The sequence below is a fragment of the Dickeya sp. CFBP 2040 genome (assembly GCF_012273755.1).
In the GTDB taxonomy this organism is placed as follows: Bacteria; Pseudomonadota; Gammaproteobacteria; order Enterobacterales; family Enterobacteriaceae; genus Dickeya; species Dickeya poaceiphila.
In genome coordinates, this window is the sequence record NZ_JAAVXH010000074.1 from 131,311 (window position 1) to 152,177 (window position 20,867).

15 protein-coding genes are annotated in these 20,867 nt (G+C 52.7%); 11 read left to right on the forward strand and 4 right to left on the reverse strand.

Going from position 1 to position 20,867, the window contains the following annotated elements; all coding sequences use genetic code 11:
- Positions 1–26 precede the first annotated feature (26 nt).
- Positions 27–1,346, reverse strand: coding sequence for a xylose isomerase (gene xylA, locus Dpoa2040_RS09960; protein WP_168641144.1), 1,320 nt, complete (start codon positions 1,344–1,346; stop codon positions 27–29).
- Positions 1,347–1,712: 366 nt separating this feature from the next.
- Between xylA and xylF the strand changes: the two genes are divergently transcribed.
- From xylF to xylR, 4 genes are all read left to right on the forward strand, one after another.
- Positions 1,713–2,708, forward strand: coding sequence for a D-xylose ABC transporter substrate-binding protein (gene xylF, locus Dpoa2040_RS09965; RefSeq protein WP_146411659.1), 996 nt, complete (start codon positions 1,713–1,715; stop codon positions 2,706–2,708).
- A 75-nt stretch (positions 2,709–2,783) separates the two neighbouring features.
- Positions 2,784–4,325 (forward strand): xylose ABC transporter ATP-binding protein, encoded by a 1,542-nt coding sequence (locus tag Dpoa2040_RS09970; protein WP_168641145.1) that lies wholly within the window; start codon positions 2,784–2,786, stop codon positions 4,323–4,325.
- A gap of 4 nt (positions 4,326–4,329) precedes the next feature.
- On the forward strand, positions 4,330–5,487 hold the full coding sequence (gene xylH, locus Dpoa2040_RS09975) for a xylose ABC transporter permease XylH (RefSeq protein WP_246867280.1): 1,158 nt from the start codon (positions 4,330–4,332) through the stop codon (positions 5,485–5,487).
- A 191-nt stretch (positions 5,488–5,678) separates the two neighbouring features.
- Complete coding sequence (xylR, locus tag Dpoa2040_RS09980) at positions 5,679–6,908, forward strand: D-xylose utilization transcriptional activator XylR (protein ID WP_168641147.1); 1,230 nt, start codon at positions 5,679–5,681, stop codon at positions 6,906–6,908.
- Positions 6,909–7,004: 96 nt separating this feature from the next.
- Here xylR and Dpoa2040_RS09985 read toward each other — a convergent pair whose 3' ends face one another.
- Positions 7,005–7,283 (reverse strand): metal/formaldehyde-sensitive transcriptional repressor, encoded by a 279-nt coding sequence (locus Dpoa2040_RS09985; RefSeq protein WP_042873554.1) that lies wholly within the window; start codon positions 7,281–7,283, stop codon positions 7,005–7,007.
- Positions 7,284–7,382: 99 nt separating this feature from the next.
- On the opposite strand from Dpoa2040_RS09985, the gene Dpoa2040_RS09990 reads away from it, so the two are divergent.
- Together Dpoa2040_RS09990 and argG are read left to right on the forward strand one after the other, a co-directional pair.
- Positions 7,383–8,213, forward strand: coding sequence for a nickel/cobalt efflux protein RcnA (locus Dpoa2040_RS09990; protein WP_168641148.1), 831 nt, complete (start codon positions 7,383–7,385; stop codon positions 8,211–8,213).
- A 314-nt stretch (positions 8,214–8,527) separates the two neighbouring features.
- Complete coding sequence (gene argG, locus Dpoa2040_RS09995; RefSeq protein WP_042873547.1) at positions 8,528–9,877, forward strand: argininosuccinate synthase; 1,350 nt, start codon at positions 8,528–8,530, stop codon at positions 9,875–9,877.
- A gap of 97 nt (positions 9,878–9,974) precedes the next feature.
- Here argG and Dpoa2040_RS10000 read toward each other — a convergent pair whose 3' ends face one another.
- Positions 9,975–10,475 (reverse strand): MarR family winged helix-turn-helix transcriptional regulator, encoded by a 501-nt coding sequence (locus tag Dpoa2040_RS10000; RefSeq protein ID WP_042873545.1) that lies wholly within the window; start codon positions 10,473–10,475, stop codon positions 9,975–9,977.
- A 360-nt stretch (positions 10,476–10,835) separates the two neighbouring features.
- On the opposite strand from Dpoa2040_RS10000, the gene Dpoa2040_RS10005 reads away from it, so the two are divergent.
- The 5 genes from Dpoa2040_RS10005 to Dpoa2040_RS10025 all read left to right on the forward strand — a co-directional run bounded on the left by Dpoa2040_RS10005 (position 10,836) and on the right by Dpoa2040_RS10025 (position 19,473).
- Positions 10,836–11,693, forward strand: a complete 858-nt coding sequence (locus tag Dpoa2040_RS10005) for a carboxylate/amino acid/amine transporter (RefSeq protein ID WP_168641149.1) — start codon at positions 10,836–10,838, stop codon at positions 11,691–11,693.
- 568 nt (positions 11,694–12,261) lie between these two features.
- On the forward strand, positions 12,262–13,212 hold the full coding sequence (locus tag Dpoa2040_RS10010; protein ID WP_168641150.1) for a pseudouridine-5'-phosphate glycosidase: 951 nt from the start codon (positions 12,262–12,264) through the stop codon (positions 13,210–13,212).
- Between the two features lie 11 nt (positions 13,213–13,223).
- Positions 13,224–13,916 carry an HAD family hydrolase gene (locus Dpoa2040_RS10015; RefSeq protein ID WP_168641151.1) on the forward strand — a complete coding sequence of 231 codons (693 nt, stop codon included), beginning with the start codon at positions 13,224–13,226 and terminating at the stop codon, positions 13,914–13,916.
- 153 nt (positions 13,917–14,069) lie between these two features.
- Entirely contained in the window at positions 14,070–18,527 is a 4,458-nt protein-coding gene (locus Dpoa2040_RS10020; protein WP_168641152.1) for an amino acid adenylation domain-containing protein, read from the forward strand.
- Between the two features lie 334 nt (positions 18,528–18,861).
- Positions 18,862–19,473, forward strand: a complete 612-nt coding sequence (locus Dpoa2040_RS10025; protein ID WP_042873537.1) for a hypothetical protein — start codon at positions 18,862–18,864, stop codon at positions 19,471–19,473.
- Positions 19,474–19,748: 275 nt separating this feature from the next.
- Here the strand turns inward: Dpoa2040_RS10025 and vfmE are convergent, their stop codons facing one another.
- A complete protein-coding gene (gene vfmE, locus Dpoa2040_RS10030) occupies positions 19,749–20,312 on the reverse strand; it encodes an AraC family transcriptional regulator VfmE (protein ID WP_042873534.1) in 564 nt (187 codons plus the stop codon).
- Between the last annotated feature and the right edge of the window lie 555 nt (positions 20,313–20,867).

Sequence of the window (20,867 nt, forward strand, 5' to 3'; positions counted from 1 at the left end):
GGGTTTGCGCCAGCCTATACACCTATTCAACCGAACAGATAGCGATTAACCAAATTTTCCAGTCGTTCCTGCTGCCCGCTGTGGTGCTGCGGGTCAAGCTGATGACGTGCGGCGTAACCCGCCAGCATCTCCAGCGAGGCGTTGCCTTGCAGGATCTGCTGACCCAACTCGCTATTCCAACCGGCGTAACGGTTGGCGACATGTTGATTCAGTTCGCCGTCTTCCACCATGCGCGCCGCCACCTTGAGCGACAATGCCATTGTATCCATCGCACCGATATGGGCGTGGAACAGGTCGTAGCGATCAGTGCTCTGGCGGCGAACTTTGGCATCGAAATTGAGGCCGCCGGTAGTGAACCCGCCTGCTTTGAGGATTTCATAGAGCACCAGCGCGTTTTCTTCCACGCTGTTGGGGAACTGGTCGGTATCCCAGCCGAGTTGCGCGTCGCCGCGATTGGTGTCTACCGAGCCGAAAATGCCGAGTGCAATCGCCGTGGCGATCTCGTGATGGAAGGTATGTCCCGCCAGCGTGGCGTGGTTCGCTTCGATATTGACCTTAATTTCCTTCTCCAGCCCGAACTGTTTGAGGAAGCCGTAGACGGTGGCGACATCGTAATCGTACTGGTGTTTGGTCGGCTCCTGCGGTTTGGGTTCTATCAGCAACGTACCGTTGAAACCGATCTTGTGTTTGTGCTCCACCACCATTTGCATGAAACGGCCAATCTGCTCGCGCTCCTGACGCAGGTCGGTATTGAGCAGGGTTTCATAGCCTTCGCGGCCACCCCACAGCACATAGTTCTCGCCGCCTAGCGCTTTAGTGGCGTTCATCGCGGTAAATACCTGTGTGGCGGCCCAGGCAAAGACTTCCGGGTCGGGACTGGTGGCGGCGCCGGCAGCGTAACGCGGGTTGGTGAAGCAGTTGGCGGTGCCCCACAGCAACTTCACGCCGGCTTGTTGCTGTTTGGCTGCCAGAATCTCGGCCATGGCGGCAAAATTGTTCAGGTATTCCTGCAGCGAGTTGCCTTCCGGCGCGACATCGACATCGTGGAAACAGTAATAGGGTACGCCCAGTTTGTGCAGAAACTCGAAGGCGATATCGGCTTTGCGCTTCGCCAGCGCCAGTGCGTCGCCGGATTGCTGCCAGGGCCGTGCGAAGGCGCCAGCACCGAACATGTCGGCACCGTTCCAGCAGAAGGTATGCCAGTAGCAGACGGCAAAACGTAAATGGTCGGCCATGCGCTTGCCGAGGACAATCTCGTCAGGGTTGTAATGGCGGAAGGCAAACGGATTGCGGCTGCCCTGACCTTCAAAGCGAACTTTTTCTATCTGATCAAAATAAGCGTGCATTGTTATCTCCTTGCAAACCACCGGAATGGCTATTTTCAGCCTGGTCTTAATATTCCGTTTGCCTGCCGGTTTCCTCAATTACGTTATTTCACACTGAAATTCAGATAATTATTAAATGTGCGTTTGATCGCAAAAAATAACCGGAATAATCTGAAAAGCCGCGCGCAACTGCTTGTGTTATGGAATGAATTAACAGGATAAAAATATGACCGCTATCAAAAAATAACAATTAAACCAAAAAACGTAATTCAGAGATAAAAATCAGCAATTGCTGACCCTGACTTTTCTTGTCAACAATTTCATGCAACGTAGCCGTAAGTGAAGAGACGTTTTTGTCCTGCCTTCCTATAACAAAGGTACTCTACGATGAAAATGAAACACGTATTACTGTCAGTCTGCGCCGCACTTGCCATGCTGAGTCAGCCAGGGGTCGCTAAAGAAGTAAAAATTGGTATGGCTATCGATGACTTGCGCCTTGAACGCTGGCAGAAGGATCGGGATATTTTTGTAAAAAAAGCCGAAGAAAAAGGGGCGAAAGTGTTTGTGCAATCCGCCAACGGCAATGAAGAAACACAACTATCCCAGATAGAAAATATGATTAACCGCGGCGTCGATGTGTTGGTGATTATCCCTTATAACGGTCAGGTGTTAAGTAATGTGATTGCCGAAGCCAAGCGTGAAGGAATTAAAGTGCTGGCTTATGACCGTATGATTAATAATGCGGATATCGATTTTTACATTTCGTTCGATAATGAAAAAGTCGGAGAGCTTCAGGCACAATATCTGCTCAACAAAGTGCCGCAAGGGAATTATTTTCTGATGGGAGGTTCACCGGTTGATAATAACGCTAAACTGTTCCGTCAGGGGCAAATGAAAGTATTAAAGCCATTGATTGACAGCGGTAAGATCAAAATTGTCGGCGACCAGTGGGTGGATGGCTGGCTGCCGGAAAATGCGCTGAAGATCATGGAAAACGCGCTGACCGCTAACAACAACAAGATTGATGCGGTAGTGGCCTCGAACGATGCGACCGCAGGCGGTGCGATTCAGGCGCTCTCCGCGCAGGGGCTGGCCGGCAAAGTGGCGATATCCGGTCAGGATGCCGATCTGGCGGCGATCAAGCGGATTGTTGCCGGCACTCAGACCATGACCGTGTACAAACCGATTAGCAAGCTGGCGCAGGATGCGGCGGCTATCGCGGTGTCGCTGGGGCAAGGTAAGAAACCTGAGTCTAACGCCACGCTCAATAACGGCAAGAAAGAGGTCCCCGCCTTCCTGTTGACGCCTATCCCGGTTGATAAGGCGAATATCGATAGCACCGTCATTGCCGATGGGTTCCATAAAAAAGCAGATATCTATTAACCAGTTCTCCTGTCGTCCGGCGGCCCGCAACCGCGGTATTGCCGGGCGACAGGCATTCGGTGAGGCGGAGGGGATATGCCGTATCTGTTGGACATGAAAAACATCACCAAGGTTTTTGGTGCAGTGAAAGCGGTAGACAACGTCAGCCTGCAACTGGAGGCCGGACAGGTGTTGTCGCTGTGCGGCGAGAACGGTTCCGGCAAGTCAACGTTGATGAAAGTGCTGTGTGGGGTCTATCCGTACGGCAGTTATGAAGGCCGCATCCGGTTTGCTGGCGATGAGCTACGTGCCGGGCATATTCGTGACACCGAGCAGAAAGGGATCGCCATCATTCATCAGGAACTGGCGCTGGTCAAAGAAATGACGGTGCTGGAGAACATTTTCCTCGGTAATGAATGGACGCGTGCCGGCGTGATGGATTACGACGCGATGTACCTGCGTTGCCAGACCATGCTGGCGCAGGTGCGTCTGGACATTGACCCGAATACTCGCGTTGGCGAACTGGGGTTAGGTCAACAGCAACTGGTGGAAATCGCCAAGGCGTTGAACAAACAGGTGCGCTTGCTGATTCTCGATGAACCGACCGCATCGCTGACGGAACGGGAAACCGGCGTCTTGCTGGATATCGTGCGCGACCTGCGTCACCACGGTATCGCCTGCATCTACATCTCTCACAAGCTTAACGAGGTTAAAGCGATTTCCGATGTGATCTGTGTTATCCGCGACGGCAGGCACATTGGCACCTGCCCGGCGGATTCACTCAGTGAGGATCAGGTAATCGCCATGATGGTAGGGCGTGAGCTGACGGAGCTGTATCCAAATGAGCCGCACGATATCGGCGAAGAGGTGCTGCGAGTGGAGCACCTGACCGCCTGGCACCCGGTGAACCGCCATATCCGCCGGGTGGATGATGTGTCGTTCCGCCTGCATCGCGGTGAAGTGTTGGGGATTGCCGGTTTGGTTGGCGCCGGGCGCACCGAAACGGTTCAATGCCTGTTCGGTGCCTATCCGGGGCGATGGCAAGGCGATATTTGGGTGGAAGGCAAACCGGTCGCTATCCAGAATTGCCGGCAGGCGATGACGTTAGGGATTGCCATGGTGCCGGAAGATCGTAAAAAAGACGGCATTATTCCGGTAATGAGCGTCGCGCAGAATATTACGCTGGCGGCGCTCGATCAGTTCACCGGTGCGTTGTCGGTGCTGCGGGAAGCCGACGAGCAGCACCGCCTACAGCATTCGATAACCCACCTGAAAGTGAAAACCGCATCGCCGGAATTGGCGATTGCGCGCCTCAGCGGCGGTAACCAGCAAAAAGCTATTCTGGCGAAATGCCTGCTGTTGTGCCCGAAAATCCTGATTCTGGATGAGCCGACCCGCGGGATCGACATCGGCGCAAAATATGAAATCTACAAATTGATCAACCAGTTGGTTAAGCAACAGATCGCCGTCATCGTGATTTCCTCTGAACTGCCTGAGGTGTTGGGCCTGAGCGACCGGGTGCTGGTGATGCATCAGGGGCGGCTCAAGGCAGATTTGCCCAACCGTGGCCTGACACAGGAGCAGGTGATGGAAGCTGCATTAAGGAGTGAGCATCATGCTGAAAACCTGGCTGTCTGACCGTATGACTGCACCGGCGGCATCTCCAGACGAAATGCCCCGCCGCCGTTCTTTCAATTTACAGGTGTTGGTGATGATCGCAGCGATTGTCGCAATCATGCTGTTCTTCACCTTCATGACCGATGGCGCGTACCTCAGCGCCCGCAACATTTCCAACCTGCTGCGCCAGACCGCCATTACCGGTATTTTGGCGGTAGGCATGGTGTTTGTGATTATTTCCGCTGAGATTGACCTGTCGGTCGGCTCCATGATGGGGCTGCTGGGCGGTGTGGCGGCGATTCTGGATGTCTGGTATGGCTGGCCGTTGCCCCTGACGGTGGCGGTAACCCTGCTATTGGGGTTGTTGCTTGGTGCCTGGAATGGCTGGTGGGTGGCGTACCGGCGCGTGCCGTCGTTCATTGTGACGCTGGCGGGTATGCTGGCGTTTCGCGGCATACTGATCGGTATCACCAACGGCACCACGGTGTCGCCCACCAGTCCGGCAATGTCGCAGATTGGTCAGAGTTATCTGCCTGACGGGGTGGGGTTTTTATTTGGCGTCGTTGGGTTGATGTTGTTTGTGGTGTGGCGCTGGCGTCAGCGGTGGCGTCGCCTGCATCTGGATTTGCCGGTGGCGAACGCTTCCGGTGATATCACCCGTCAGGCGCTGATGGCGGTGCTGGTGCTGGGTGCCATCTATTTGCTCAATGACTATCGTGGTGTGCCGACGCCGGTATTGCTGCTGGCGCTCATTATGCTGGGCGGCATGTTCATGGCGGCGCGTACCGCTTTCGGGCGGCGTATTTACGCAGTAGGCGGCAATATCGATGCGGCCCGTCTGTCTGGGGTGAATGTCGAGCGTACCAAACTGGTGGTATTTGCCATCAACGGCCTGATGGTGGCGGTGGCCGGTCTGGTACTCAGTTCCCGGTTGGGGGCTGGGTCGCCGTCTGCCGGGAATATCGCGGAGCTGGACGCCATTGCCGCCTGCGTCATCGGTGGCACCAGTCTGGCCGGTGGAGTAGGCAGCGTGGCGGGCGCGGTGATGGGGGCGTTTATCATGGCATCTCTGGATAACGGCATGAGTATGCTCGATGTACCCACCTTCTGGCAGTACATCGTCAAGGGCGGCATTTTGCTGCTGGCGGTGTGGATGGATACTGCCACCAAACATAAATCCTGAAAAACATAAGTCCGGATCACTGTCGATAGCCGGGGGGGACGGTGTGTCAGCGGCACAATGAGCGAGACAGTTCGCAAAGTAAGGAAATTGTTTTTGGGCTGCAGGCCGGTCGTGCTATTTAGGCGAGTATCGGCTGTCGGCACCGGATTTTACTCAGGGAGCATCACACTGTCCGAAGAGAACATATCGCCATGTTTGAGAAACGCTACCGTATTACGTTGCTGTTTAATGCCAACAAAGTATACGACCGGCAGGTGGTTGAAGGCGTAGGGGAATACCTGCAGGCGTCTCAGTGCGACTGGGATATCTTCATTGAGGAGGATTTCCGTTGCCGCATCGATAATATCCGCGACTGGCTGGGGGATGGGGTGATCGCCGACTTCGATGACCCGGCGATTATCGCATTGCTTGCCGGGGTGCGGGTGCCGCTGGTGGGGGTCGGCGGTTCTTATCACAACCCACAGGATTACCCGCCGGTGCACTATATCGCCACTGATAACTATGCATTGGTAGAAAGTGCATTTTTGCATCTGAAGAATAAAGGGTTGAACCGGTTCGCGTTTTACGGCTTGCCGGCGTCAGTGGGGAAAGGGTGGGCGCAGGAGCGTGAACACGCTTTTCGACAACTGGTGGCGGCTGAGCAGTATCAGGGCGTGGTGTATCAGGGTATGGAGACGTCGCCGGACAACTGGCAGTATGCTCAGAACCGGCTGGCGGACTGGGTTCAGACCCTGCCGCCTCAAACCGGCATCATCGCCGTGACGGATGCCCGCGCCCGCCATCTGCTGCAGGTATGCGAGCACCTGAATATCGCCGTGCCGGAAAAGCTGTGCGTTATTGGTATCGACAATGAAGAACTAACCCGCTACCTGTCACGCGTCGCCCTGTCCTCAGTGGCGCAGGGGACGCGGCAGATGGGGTATCGGGCCGCCAAGCTGCTGCACCAACTGTTACTGACGCCGTATGCGCTGCCGTTACAGCGTATTCTGGTGCCGCCGTTGCGGGTGGTGGAGCGCAGCTCGACCGATTACCGCTCAGTGCGCGACCCCGCCGTGATTCAGGCGATGCATTTTATCCGTCACCATGCCTGTAAAGGCATCAAGGTGGAGCAGGTGCTGGACGCGGTTGGGCTGTCGCGCTCCAACCTTGAGAAGCGCTTCAAGGATGAAACCGGGCAGACCATTCACGGTATGATCCATGCCGAAAAGCTGGAGCGGGCGAGAAATCTGCTGGTATCGACGTCGTTGTCGATAAACGAGGTTTCGTCTATGTGCGGGTATCCCTCGTTACCGTATTTTTATTCCGTTTTTCGCAAGGACTACGACCTGACGCCGCGCGAGTACCGTGAGCGTTATGGTGAAAGCGGCTACGGTGATGGCCGCTACGACAATGATCAGGCGGCGTTCCGGTGTTGCAGATGACTGATAGCGGTGGTCATCGTAAAACGGGTGGTTGCAGTCAGGCGACCTCCGCTTTCTATTAACTATTTCCTACTTTTACGAACTATTTCCTACGAACTATTTCATATAAGAACGAATTACCGTGACGATGGCTTCCAAATCGGTGGCGCGTTCCGCGGGGTCTGCTTCTTCATTCATCAGATGATCACGGATGTGGCCTTCCAGCACCTCACCCATCAACCCGTTCACCGCGCCCCGTATGGCGGCAATTTGCTGCAAAATTTCCAGGCATGAGCGCCCCCCGCCGTCCAGCGCTTTTTCCAGTGCTTCCGCCTGACCTTTGATGCGCCTGACACGCGTGAGCAGTTTCTTTTTGTCGTGAATGGTATGCGGCATGGCGGCTCCCGTCTTGTCTGTTTATATACTGGGGTATAGTATATTTCATCACTTCATTATCCAGGCTGGCCCACCGACCACCTGATTCGGATGCTAACTATGACGGATTTTTCCTTACTTTTGCAGCAGGGTATGGCGAACGCCTGGTTGTTTATCCCCAGTGTTGTGCTGTTGGGCGCACTGCATGGTCTGGAGCCCGGACATTCCAAGACCATGATGGCGGCGTTTATCGTGGCGATCCGCGGGACGGTGAAGCAAGCAGTGATGCTGGGGGTTGCTGCTACGTTGTCTCATACTGCGGTGGTCTGGTTAATTGCATTGGGCGGCATGTATCTGAGTCAGCAATTTACTGCTGAATCTGCCGAACCCTGGATGCAGTTTATTTCCGGCATCATCATTCTGGGGACGGCGACCTGGATGTTCTGGCGTATCTGGCGCGATGAGCGCGCGTGGCGGCTACATCAGCATAGCCATGGACACCAGCATGATCATCACCACCACGAGCATCATCACGGCGATCATCATGACCATGCGCAGGCTGATGGTGAATATCAGGATGTGCATGAACGAGCGCACGCTAATGAGATACGTCAGCGCTTCGCTAACCGGGAAGCGACCAACGGGCAGATTTTGCTGTTTGGTTTGACCGGCGGGTTGATTCCCTGTCCGGCCGCCATCACGGTGCTGCTGTTATGTATTCAGGTGAAGGCTTTTACGCTGGGGGCAGCGCTGGTGGTGTGTTTCAGTGTTGGGCTGGCACTGACGCTGGTGGCCGTTGGGGTCGGTGCCGCACTCAGCGTGCAGCAAGCCAGCCGCCGTTGGCCGGGATTCGCCACACTGGCACGCCGGGCACCCTATTTCTCCAGCCTGCTGATAGCGGTGGTGGGGGGGTATATGTTGCTGCATGGCTGGGCGCGCTTGCCGTTATAACCGCGTCGATACATCAAGGACGTGTATCGACAGCATGAAAAGCGGCAACGTTTTGGCCTTGTCTTCAGGCCAGATGTTGCCGTAGTGAATTTTTTTCCTGAAAATCCTCCTCTTCTCTTCCGGTCCGCTGGAAAAGATGTTTAAATTATCAATCATAAATTTTGCATAAATATGCATTGATGCGCGATTGTTCATCGCTATCGATTCTGATGACACCATGTTGGGCGCGTCTCAATGCATGACCAGACATTGCGTAACCCGGCGGCAGGGCTGCTAAGCTTAACGCCATCGAAATCAAGCAGGGACTAATAGTTATGACGACGATTTTGAAACATCTTCCGGTGGGCCAGCGGATTGGGATTGCTTTTTCCGGTGGTCTGGATACCAGTGCCGCTTTGTTATGGATGCGTCAGAAAGGTGCGGTGCCGTATGCCTATACCGCTAACCTGGGTCAGCCGGATGAAGACGACTACGATGCCATTCCGCGCCGCGCCAAAGAGTACGGTGCTGAAAATGCCCGTCTGATCGACTGCCGCAAGCAGTTGGTGGCGGAAGGCATTGCCGCGATTCAGTGCGGTGCGTTCCACAACACTACCGGCGGTATGACCTATTTCAATACCACCCCGCTGGGCCGTGCAGTAACCGGTACTATGCTGGTGGCGGCAATGAAAGAAGACGGCGTTAACATTTGGGGTGACGGTAGTACCTACAAAGGCAACGATATTGAGCGTTTCTATCGTTACGGCCTGCTGACCAACGCGGAACTGAAGATTTACAAACCCTGGCTGGACACCGATTTCATCGACGAACTGGGTGGTCGTCAGGAGATGTCCGAGTTTATGACGAAGTCGGGTTTTGACTACAAAATGTCGGCGGAAAAAGCCTACTCGACCGACTCCAACATGTTGGGCGCGACCCACGAAGCGAAGGATCTGGAATTCCTGAACTCCAGTGTGAAGATCGTCAATCCGATCATGGGCGTTAAGTTCTGGGACGACAACGTGCGTATTGCGGCGGAAGAAGTGACTGTGCGTTTCGAGCGCGGTCATCCGGTGGCGTTAAACGGGCAGACATTCTCCGATGACGTGGAGTTGATGCTGGAAGCCAATCGCATCGGTGGCCGCCACGGCCTTGGCATGAGCGACCAGATCGAAAACCGTATCATCGAAGCGAAAAGCCGCGGCATCTATGAAGCACCGGGAATGGCGTTGCTGCATATCGCCTACGAACGTCTGGTTACGGGCATTCATAACGAAGATACTATCGAGCAATACCACGCTCATGGTCGTCAACTGGGCCGTCTGCTGTATCAGGGCCGTTGGTTTGACCCGCAGGCGCTGATGTTGCGTGATGCGTTGCAGCGTTGGGTAGCCAGTGAAATCACCGGCGAGGTGACGCTTGAGCTGCGTCGTGGTAACGATTACTCGATTCTGAACACCGTATCGGACAACCTGACCTATAAACCGGAACGTCTGACAATGGAGAAAGGCGAATCCGTGTTCTCGCCGGATGATCGTATCGGCCAGTTGACGATGCGTAATCTGGATATCACCGATACCCGCGAAAAGCTGTTCAACTACGTGGAAAGCGGCTTGATTGCTTCAGGCAATACGGGGCTGCCGCAGGTCGCCACTCCATCTTTGCAGGACAAATCCACGAAATAATATCGACCTGAATATAACGACAGCAAGGGCATCCCATCGGGATGCCTTTTTCGTACTCGTCGCCTTCCGCCATCAGATCGTGATGTGCGTTAGAGCATCAGCGGTTGTTCACCAGATGTTTTTCAACACGCCCTAACAAGGCGCGCAACTGGTTTTTCTCTTCTTCACTGAACGGGGCGAGGATTTCACGTTCATTCTCCACATGTTCTTCCACCACCCGATTGATTAGAGCAAAACCCTCATCGGTCAACTGGATATTGACCGAGCGGCGATCACCTTCAATCGGCATCCGGCGTAACCAACCCGCCTGTTCCAATCTGTCCAGACGGCTGGTCAGGGTGCTGTTGTTGATCATCAGTGCACTGACAATCTGAGACGGGCTGATGGCATAAGGCTCACCGCGCCTGCGCAGGGTTGCCAGAATGTCAAATTCGCGTGCGCTCAGTTTGTACTTGCTGAACACCTTGTCCAAAGCACGATCAATCAACAGACTGACGCGAGACAGGGTGCCAATCACCAACATAGGTTCAACATCCAGATCGGGACGCTCATTGCGCCATTGTTGAACGATGTCTGATACTTCCAGGTAGCGTGCCATTAGTTGATATCCTTGATTAATATAAAAAACCATCCCTTTTTATTGAGGCGTACGGCAATACCGTTACGCCATCAGTTCTACTGTAATATTCTGGCAGGAAATATTCAACTTCGCTCTTTATTGACAAATAAAATATGTTTTCATATATTACAATCTCGTAATGTGTGGCGTTATTAATGAATTACACGGGATGTGGTGCGTCAGGATAAGGGAAGATCACCAGTGAGTAAGTCAGGAGAACTGCACAAGGATGTGCGCCTTCTGTACAGCCAGGGAGGTTGTGCATGACGCCTCAGGCTGATCAGGGCTGGCAAAGCCGGCTCTTGTTTTTGACAGGAACAGTTTGAGGAAGGTCTATTCGTGAAATTAAAGGATTTCGCTTTTTACGCTCCTTGTGTATGGGGCACTACCTACTTTGTTACCACTCAGTTTCTTCCCGCTGATAAACCACTGCTGGCGGCGCTGATTCGCGCGTTACCGGCGGGTATTATTCTTATTCTCGGCAAAACTCTGCCGCCAGCCAATTGGTTATGGCGTTTGTTTGTATTGGGCGCGCTCAACATCGGCGTGTTCTTTGTGCTGCTGTTTTTTGCTGCCTATCGCCTGCCGGGTGGTGTCGTGGCGTTGGTGGGGTCGCTTCAGCCGTTGCTTGTCATTCTGCTGTCTTTCCTGTTGCTGACGCAGCCGGTGCTGAAAAAACACATGGTGGCGGCTGTCACTGGCGGTATTGGCATCACGTTGCTGATTTCGCTGCCGGAAGCGCCGTTGAATCCGGCTGGATTGGTGGCTTCGGTGCTGGCGACGGTGAGTATGGCGTCCGGTCTGGTGCTGACCAAGAAATGGGGCCGCCCGGTTGGTATGACCATGTTGACGTTTACTGGCTGGCAGCTGTTTTGTGGTGGGCTGGTTATTCTGCCGATACAGATATGCGCAGAGCCGTTGCCGGATGCGATGACCTTGACCAATCTCGCGGGTTATTGCTACCTGGCCGTTCCTGGCTCTCTGCTGGCCTATTTCATGTGGTTTTCCGGTATTGAAGCAAACTCTCCGGTAATGATGTCAATGCTGGGGTTTCTCAGCCCACTGGTTGCCCTGCTGCTGGGGTTTCTATTTCTTCATCAGGTCATGTCCGATGCGCAGTTAGTCGGTGTGGTATTAATTTTTTCTGGAATTGTGATGGTGCAGGATATTTCTCTTTTTAGCAGAAAGAAAAAATAGAAACGCTTAGCACAATCCGATTTCTTTGCTAAATAAAAAAATATTTTTGTTTAATTCATCATAAAATAATATTGGGTATGCAATATTAAAGCAATCTATGTAACTTTAATACTTTGTTTTCGGAAAAAAGCTGGCTTTTGGAATAACACAGTCTGTGTCGTTTTTTCAGAACAAGGTTCGTAATGATCCTTGTAATACCGTGCGTGACGGTGCATCGAGCGATGCTCATTTTATAAATTCAATAATAAAACCTACCTTTCTAAAAATCGATGCATGACGGAATATTGGCTAATAAATTTAGGTGATTAGACTAATAGCCGATATCTTGCAGACAGAAAAAACATTTTTTTATTTAATAATGAGACTATACATCATTCAGTAGAGTAAGCTACTTGTGCTTAATATGAGTCGATGATAATTCAGGATGTATTATTTTCGATAATATCATGAGCTTAATGATTGCTATGTCATTAATACCAGACGTGACGTGAGTCATCACCACCCCTGCGTCTGTGGGTACGGCATCGTCAGGATATAACCTGACATAACCCTTGGATGAGAGAATATTATGTCTAAAACGGATTTTTTGCATGAATTGCTACGGGTTAGCGATGAAGTAAAGGACGCGCTAGATACTGGTAAGCCGGTAGTCGCGTTGGAGTCAACCGTGATTGCCCATGGTCTGCCTTATCCCGGCAATGTGGACACGGCCCAAAAAATTGAAGCAGCTGTTCGTGCCGAAGGCGCCATTCCGGCGACGATCGGTATCGAAAATGGTCGGTTTCTTATTGGCATGTCGGATGCCGATATCGAACGGTTTGGGGCGACCAACGGTGTTCCCAAAGCCAGCAGCCGTGATATTCCGTTAATTCTGGCGCAAGGCGGCATGGGCGCAACCACTGTCGCGTCGTCGCTGGTGGCAGCGGATCTGGCCGGTATTGCTTTCTTTGCATCGGCGGGTATTGGCGGCGTACATCGAGGGGCGGAAAAATCGATGGATATTTCTGCCGATCTGATCCAGTTCACCCGCTCTCAGGTCGCAGTAGTATGTGCGGGTGCCAAGAGCATTCTTGACCTTGGTCTGACGTTGGAATATCTGGAAACCCAATGTGTACCCCTCATTTCCTATCAATCCGACGATTTTCCCGCTTTTTATTGTCGTTCCAGCGGGTTGCGCAGTCCGCATCGTCTGGATGATGCGGCTATGGTGGCTCGCTCCGTTGAGATGTACTGGAAGCTGGGTAACCGGAGTTCGGTGCTGATTACCCACCCCATTCACGATGAGGATGCTATTGATAAGGATGAAGTCGAGTCGATTATCTGTGAAGCGGCGATTCAGGCGGAACATGAGGGTATTCGCGGACCTGGCACCACGCCGTATCTGATGCGTGCCGTTGCCAAAGCCACGCAAGGACGCACAGTTAAAGCCAATATGTCGGTGCTGATCAGCACGGCGGCGCTGGCCGGTAAGCTGGCCTGCGCCCATGCCGACTATCTGCGGCAGCAAAATCAGGCATAAGGATATGTCTCATGAAACCACTTATCATTTTTGATTTGGACGGCACGTTGGTCGATACGCCGAGCGGGATTGTCAGTGCATTTATCACGGCATTGCGTGATCTGGGAATGCCATGTGAGGATAGCCGTGCTATCCGCGCCACCATTGGTTTGCCGCTGGAGAACGCATTTGGTCAGATTTTGTCGCTACCGGTTGAGGATAAACGGGTAACCGAAGCTGTCAGGCAGTATCAGGCTGTTTTTCGTGAGCAGGTGCTGCCGCAGGCGCCCGGTCTGGTTTTTCCCGGCGTTGTGGACGGGCTGACCTTGCTTAAAAGGCAAGGGTATACGCTGGCGGTCGCCACCAGCAAGGTATTCGTCAGTGCCAGGGCGTTGCTGGAAGCGGCAGGGTTATGGCCGTTCTTTGATCTGGTGTTGGGCGCAGACATGGTGACGCATCCTAAACCACACCCTGAAATGGGGTTGCTGGCGATGTCTCGCCTGGGGGCCGAGGCGGCCACCACTGCGATGGTGGGAGACACCACACATGATTTGCTGATGGCTAAACAGGCTGGAATGGTTGCCATTGCGGTTACCTGGGGCGTTCACAATAGTGATCAGCTCAAAGCGGCAGAGCCGCAGGTAATGGTTGATACATTTAGCGAGGTAGTCGGGGCTGCCCACGCTTTATTAAGAAAGTCTTCTTCCCCGATGTCTTATTACTGAGTCTACCCGATTTTTCTTAATCGCTAGAGTTGTCCAGAAAATACATTTGGCCTTAAGACTGACATCTGAGGCCAAATCTTATGTACGGCATGTAGTTGCCCGGAAATAAAATCTTTCAATCGTGTTTTTATTAATTCGTAAATAAGGATTGTAATGGATAACATCTCAAATGACGTATTCAATAGTCCGGTATGGGTATTGAGTAAAGGATTATTTCCTGAACATGACGATGTCTCTCTGGCTCGTTATCTCTTTTCCACTCTGAGTCTGGCGGTGGCGCGTATTAGCCAGAATGAGGAAATGGTTGTCGGTTTTCATTTGCATCCGCAAGAAATAAATTTTTGGAAATATGATAGCTGCATTCATGAAAATATCATTCCATTAAATATTAATATTAATAGTGCTACGTCAATTGTCAGTTTTATTCAGAATATGATGAACTGGATGACGCCGGACGCTATTCAACAGGAAAATAATATAGGAGCCAGGGTACTGACACTGGAAAAGCAACAGACACTTCATGATCTTTTTGACCTGGAGCTGACATGGCAACCACCAGTAGATAATCAGCCGGTTCAGGCGCTGGTATGTCATGTTGCCAGCAACGAAGAGGCATTTATGCTGACGCTGCGGTTTAACCCGGCGCGTTTTAACGCGGTGCAGGTAGAGAAACTGCCTGTGGTATGGCGCCAGATAATTGCATTCGCCGCGAAAAACGGCGCAGAAACAGTGGCTGATATCCGTTTGATTGATGATGCCGAGTGTCAACGCGTGTTGCATTCTTTTAACCAGACTGACCGTGTGTGGCGTGGTGAGACGAACATCGTCACCCAGTTGAAACACCGGGCGCAACATCAGCCGGAGCAGACCGCGGTAATATTTCGTGATCAACAGCTGAGTTACCAGCAGCTCTACCGGCAGGCAGGCGCGCTGGCGCACTATCTGAATGCGCAGAATGTCAATAGCGAGTGCTGTGTGGGACTGTTTGTCGAGCCGTCGCTGACATTGATGACCGGCGTGTGGGGGATTCTGCTGTCCGGCAACGCTTATCTGCCATTGTCGCCGGAGTACCCGGAAGACCGGCTGGCTTATATGCTGGAGAACAGCCAGACTCGTATCGTTGTTACTCAGCCTCATTTGCGTGAACAACTGTTGGCGCTGTCGCCGCAAGGCATACAGGTTGTGACGCCGGATGATGTCGATGCGTTTATGCGCCAGCACGCCCATGCGTTGCCCGACGCGCCAGCGATAGATATCTCACCGTATCATTTGGCCTATGTGATTTACACCTCTGGCAGCACCGGCAAACCGAAAGGTGTCATGATCGAACACCATAGCGTGCTGAATCAGATGAACTGGCTGGCACAGACTTTTGCGTTGGATAAAGAGACGGTGATTTTGCAGAAAACACCGATGAGCTTTGATGCGGCGCAGTGGGAAATCCTGTCGCCAGCCTGCGGCTGCCAGGTGGTGATGGGTGAGCCGGGCGTATACCGAAATCCGGAGCACCTGGTGGATATGCTGGCGGAGTATCAGGTGACTACATTGCAGTGTGTGCCGACGTTGTTACAGGCATTGCTGGATACTGAACGTCTGGCTGACTGTCCGGCACTGCGGCAGATTTTCAGCGGCGGCGAGGCATTGCAAAAGCATCTGGCGCTGGAGTGTCTGGAAACACTGCCTGATTGCGAACTCGTCAATTTGTACGGCCCGACCGAATGTACCATCAACAGTTCCGCGTTCCGTGTGGAGCCAACCGCAGTCAGGCAGGGACCGGATACGTTGCCCATCGGCACACCAATAGCGAATACTCGTTATTACATTCTGGATAACTGCTGCACGCCAGTGGCGGTTGGGCAAACCGGGGAACTGTACATCGGCGGTGATGGGGTGGCACGGGGTTACCTGAACCGCGAGGATCTGACCGCCGAATGTTTTATTGCCGATCCGTTTGCGCCGACCGGCTCCGGGGGGCGTTTGTACAAAACCGGCGATCTCGCCAGTTGGAATGACGATGGTACGGTCCAGTATGCTGGTCGAGCTGACAATCAGATCAAACTGCGCGGTTATCGTGTCGAACTGGATGAGATTCGTTCGGCAATCGAAACCCATGATTGGGTGAAAGCGGCGGCGGTGATCGTCAGAAACGATCCTTTTACCGGCTATCAGAACCTGATTGCGTTTATTGAACTAAACGCCCGCGAAGCGGTGCTGATGGATCAGGGGCGTCATGGCGTACATCATCAGTCCAAAGCCAATAAAGCGCAGGTGATGCTGCAACTGGCGAACCAGGGGTGTCGGGAATTTCCGATAGATAGTCAGCCCTATACCCTTGATCTGCCCGGCAAACAACCCGACGAAAAACAGCGCCGCACGGCGTTCTCCCGTAAAACCTATCGGTTTTACGACGGTGGCGTCGTTCGACGTGACGATATTTTATCGCTGTTGCAAGAACCGCTGCCGGCGGCGGTCCCTCGCCGACGGGGTGCTTTGACGCTGGACGAACTGGGGCACTGTCTGCGTTATCTTGGGCAGTTCACCAGTGCGGAGCGGTTGTTGCCCAAATATGCCTATGCGTCACCGGGTGCGTTGTACGCCACCCAGGTATTTCTGGAATTGAACGGCGTGGCCGGGGTGTCCGCCGGGTATTACTACTATCAGCCGGTTCAGCACCAGTTGATTCGGGTTAGCGAACAGGCATCGGTGCCGCCAGGTAGCCTGCGGTTGCACTTTGTCGGCAAGAAAAGCGCTATTGAGCCTATCTACAAAAACAATATCCGGGAAGTGCTGCAAATCGAAATGGGGCACATCATTGGTCTGTTGGACAAGATACTGCCGGATTACGGTTTGGGCGTCGTGCTGTGCGATATGGCTGCGCTGAACCCGGCGCCGTTGGCTATTAACCCGGACGATGATTATCTGGGGGCGTGCGATGTGCAGTGCGGAACGTGTTTGCTGGCAAAAGACGATCTGGATATTTATGTGCAGACCACCGGCACAGAGATCGCCGATTTGCCGGTGGGGACCTACCGCTATGTTCGTGGCGACTTGCAGCGTATCGCCGATGACATCATTAAGAAAAAGCATGTTATCGCCATCAATCAGGCAGTATATGAGCGCTCGTCGTTTGGCATCAGTCTCGTCAGCCGGAGCGAAGGTTGGCCGGGATACGTGCATGTGGGGCGAACACTCCAGCGTTTGCAGATGAACGATATGAACATCGGATTGATGTCTTCCGGTTATAGCTCGGAAACCGGTAACGATCTGCCTGCTGCTCGCCGTTTCTGGCAAATACTCGGTCATCGCACCGGACCGTATTACTTCTTCATCGGCGGACGCATCAGTGATGAGCAGAAATACAGTGAAGGCATGAAGGAAGACATGGTGCACATGAAAGGGCCGGCGGAGATGGTTCGTGATGATCTGGCAGCCTTTATGCCGGATTACATGATGCCGAACAAGTTGCTGATTCTGGATGAAATGCCGCTGACGGTGAACGGCAAAATCGACATGAAAGCGCTGGCGAATATCAATGTTGAACTGAGACACAAAACGATAATTGCCCCCCGTAACCCGCTGGAACACCAAATCATGGCTGTCTGGCAGGCGAAATTAAAGCGCGAGACTATATCGGTGGATGACAATTTCTTCGAGTCAGGAGGAAACTCGCTGATCGCTGTCAGCCTTATCCATGAGCTGAATGCCACACTGAACGCCAGCCTGCCGTTGCAGGTGCTGTTTCAGGCGCCTACCGTTGAAAAACTGGCGACATGGCTGAGTCGCACGCGTCAGGAGCCGGTATCCCGGTTGGTTCGGTTACAGCCTAAAGGACGCCAGATGCCTGTCTATTGCTGGCCGGGGCTGGGGGGATACTGCATGAACCTGCGGTTACTGGCGCGTCGGATGGGTTCGGTTCGACCATTTTTTGGCATTCAGGCTCATGGCATCAACCCCGGTGAGGTGCCGTATGCCACCATCAGTGAGATGGCTGCCAGGGATATTGAGCTGATTCGCCAGCATCAGCCTCACGGGCCTTATACGTTGTGGGGTTACTCCTTTGGCGCGCGCGTCGCGTTTGAAGCTGCCTGGCAACTGGAACAGGTGGGCGAGGTGGTGGATAATCTGTTTCTGCTGGCTCCCGGTTCGCCGAAATTGCGTGATGAACGGGTGGCTGGCATGAGCCGTACGGCAGGGTTTGATAACCCAGGCTATCTGACCATTCTGTTCTCGGTATTCATCGGCAGTATCACCGACCCGGCATTGGAACGCTGTCTGGAAACGGTGCGTGATGAGGAAAGTTTTGTGGCGTTTATCACTGGACTTAATCCGGCATTAGATGATGGCGTAGTCAGGCGGATCATCCGGATTGTGGCGCAAACTTTCGAGTTCACCTACACCTTCAGAGAGCTAGAGCAGCGGCAACTGAATGCACCCGTCACTATCATCCAGGCGCAGGGCGATGATTACTCATTCATTGAGAATCACAGAGGGTTTTCCGCACTGCCGCCGACGGTGCTGGCGCTGAAGGCAGATCACTACAGTATGTTGAAGGAGCCGGGGATTGCTGAGCTTATCAGTGTTATCCATGCCAACGGTGATATGACCGCCTAAGAACAGGGAGACTCGGCATAAAACGCACGGAAAACATCCCGTGCGTTTTATGCCTTGTGCTCCCGTTTTGAGTCAATGTTTTGGCTATTTCCCCGGTGACATCCCCTTTTCGAGATGAGAAACGTGCTGCAAACCTGGTGTCGGCAACTGCGGACAAAAACAAAATTTGTTTGTTGGCAAAGTAGTTACAGACCGATTGAGCTTGATTGCAAGCCATAAAACGGTGCTGCTGGGGCAAAGCTTCACGCTATGTGTCTGTCTATGATGCTTTGGGATTATAAGCGGTGTAGCCACATGAGCTGGCTGAATGCCAATGGATTGCAGGAGGTTCGGCATGTCAGTTGAACTTATCAAGCGAGTTTGGGAAGTCTTTCGTGATCAACCACTGTCCGATGCGCTGATGGTTTTATTGCAGCCAGCGTCGGGAGAGAAATCATACGCTCACCCGATTGGGTATCAGATTCAGGACATCAGCAGTCTGCTGGAGGCCAGTCAGTCTCTGCGCCTGTTTGACCGGGTGCTGAATCACCTTGGTCTGGATGTGGTGCGCTGTACGGATGTTCCGACGCTGCCGGCCAGTTTTCCGATACTGGTGTGCGTCGCTCGTCTGGGGTTGCTGGCACGTATGCAAACCATGAGCTGGCAGCATCTGTCTGGCCGCTACAGTTTTGGCACCAAAACCACCCGTCATCAATTGATCAAAGCCAGCTTTGCTGATGTAGCCGGTAAGGCGTCGCTACTGCTGGAGCAACAGTATCAACGTTTGCGAGAAGGCGACGTTGCCGGACTGGAAGATGATCACTACCAGATAACCCAGCTTAACAACGAAGCGGAAAAGATGATGGGTGGGCATGGTTTTTTGCTGGGCAATACCCACAGCTTGTCCTACTTCTCCATGATGCTCTATAGCATCTATGGCAAGGCGAGCAGTTTGACGGTGGTCTGAATACAGAACAAGGATGGGAACGATGGCCAGCTCTCGCGTGTAACAGCGTATTGTGTCGTTTTTAGCTGACGCGGACAGGGATAGGCGGGAACTGAAAATCAGGGAGCGCCATTCATCCATGTCATCCATGCTGCGACAGGTTTAATGCATCGTATTTGTCGCGGTTTAGTCCGATGCCGATGGCGGCAACGCGAATATGATAGCAAATAAGCAGTATAGTAATTGAGCAGCAGTAGGGCGGTGGGCGCTGATAAATCAGGCCCACCATAAGCATTTTAGTTGCAGAGATTCTGGATATTGTCCAGCAGCACATGACGAGAGAACAGGTGGCGTTGTTTGCCGAAAATAATATCGAAGCTCATGTTTTGTATAGTACGGGGCAGTTCGTTTTCCCGTGCCAGTGAAACCGCTTTGCGGTATTTCAGCGGTGGAATGTTGTAGGTCTTGGTGAAACAACGAGAAAAATGCGGCAGGGAGGAAAAACCGCAGGCGTAGCAAATATCGGTGAGCGACCAGTTGGGCGAAATATGAATAATTTCTTTTGCCAGCGTCAGGCGTACACGCCAAATCCAGCGCATTGGCGTAATGTTATAAACCTGATTGAAAAGACGGCAGATATCGAATTTTGATTTACCGCTGACGGCTTCAAGATCTTCCAGCGTAATGTTGTTGCCGATATTGTCGATAATGTAATCAATGATTTCCGCCAGACTGGTTGCTTTATTATTGGCTGCGAGCGTTTTTCGCAAGTTAGGGTGACGGCGGTACATATCCTGAATCAGATTATTGTTGAACATATCATTATCCAACGTATGGGCGAAGGCGTTCTGTAAGCTCATGGTGTCGTCCCCAAAAAATTGATTCCCCGAGTCTGGTCCGGCTTAATCCAGAAATGTTTCTTTAACAGCGGTGAAGTCAGTGGTTAATTATTGTCCCGCAGTCCAGTGTACGAGTTGCTTAACGCAAATTGTGTGCCATGTTGTGACTGGTTGTTTTTAAAGGAAATGCTTACACCCACCCGTAATCCGTCCCATTAATGAGGCGAGGTAATGCCAAATATGGGATTTCTCGTCTCGTAAATGGCAAGTCTGATGCGTTACCCTACATAAAGAGCGGGAAGGCGCGATGTGGGCTATGCTGAAAGGCCTGCGTGGATCGGTGATGGATGACTGCCGTCAACGCCGTGTTTGGGGTATGAACAGCGTTCAGGATGTACATTGGTATGATTTGTGCTGTTGTCGGAATAGTGCCAGCGTGTGTGCTCGTGGCAGGATACCGGGCAGCGCTCCGGTTTCCCGCAACAGAACCGTTAGCAGTTAACAGAACCGTTAATCGTTACGATGGAGCGATGATGCTGTCAGGGACGAATGCGGCGGGAATCTTCCTGCGGCGTA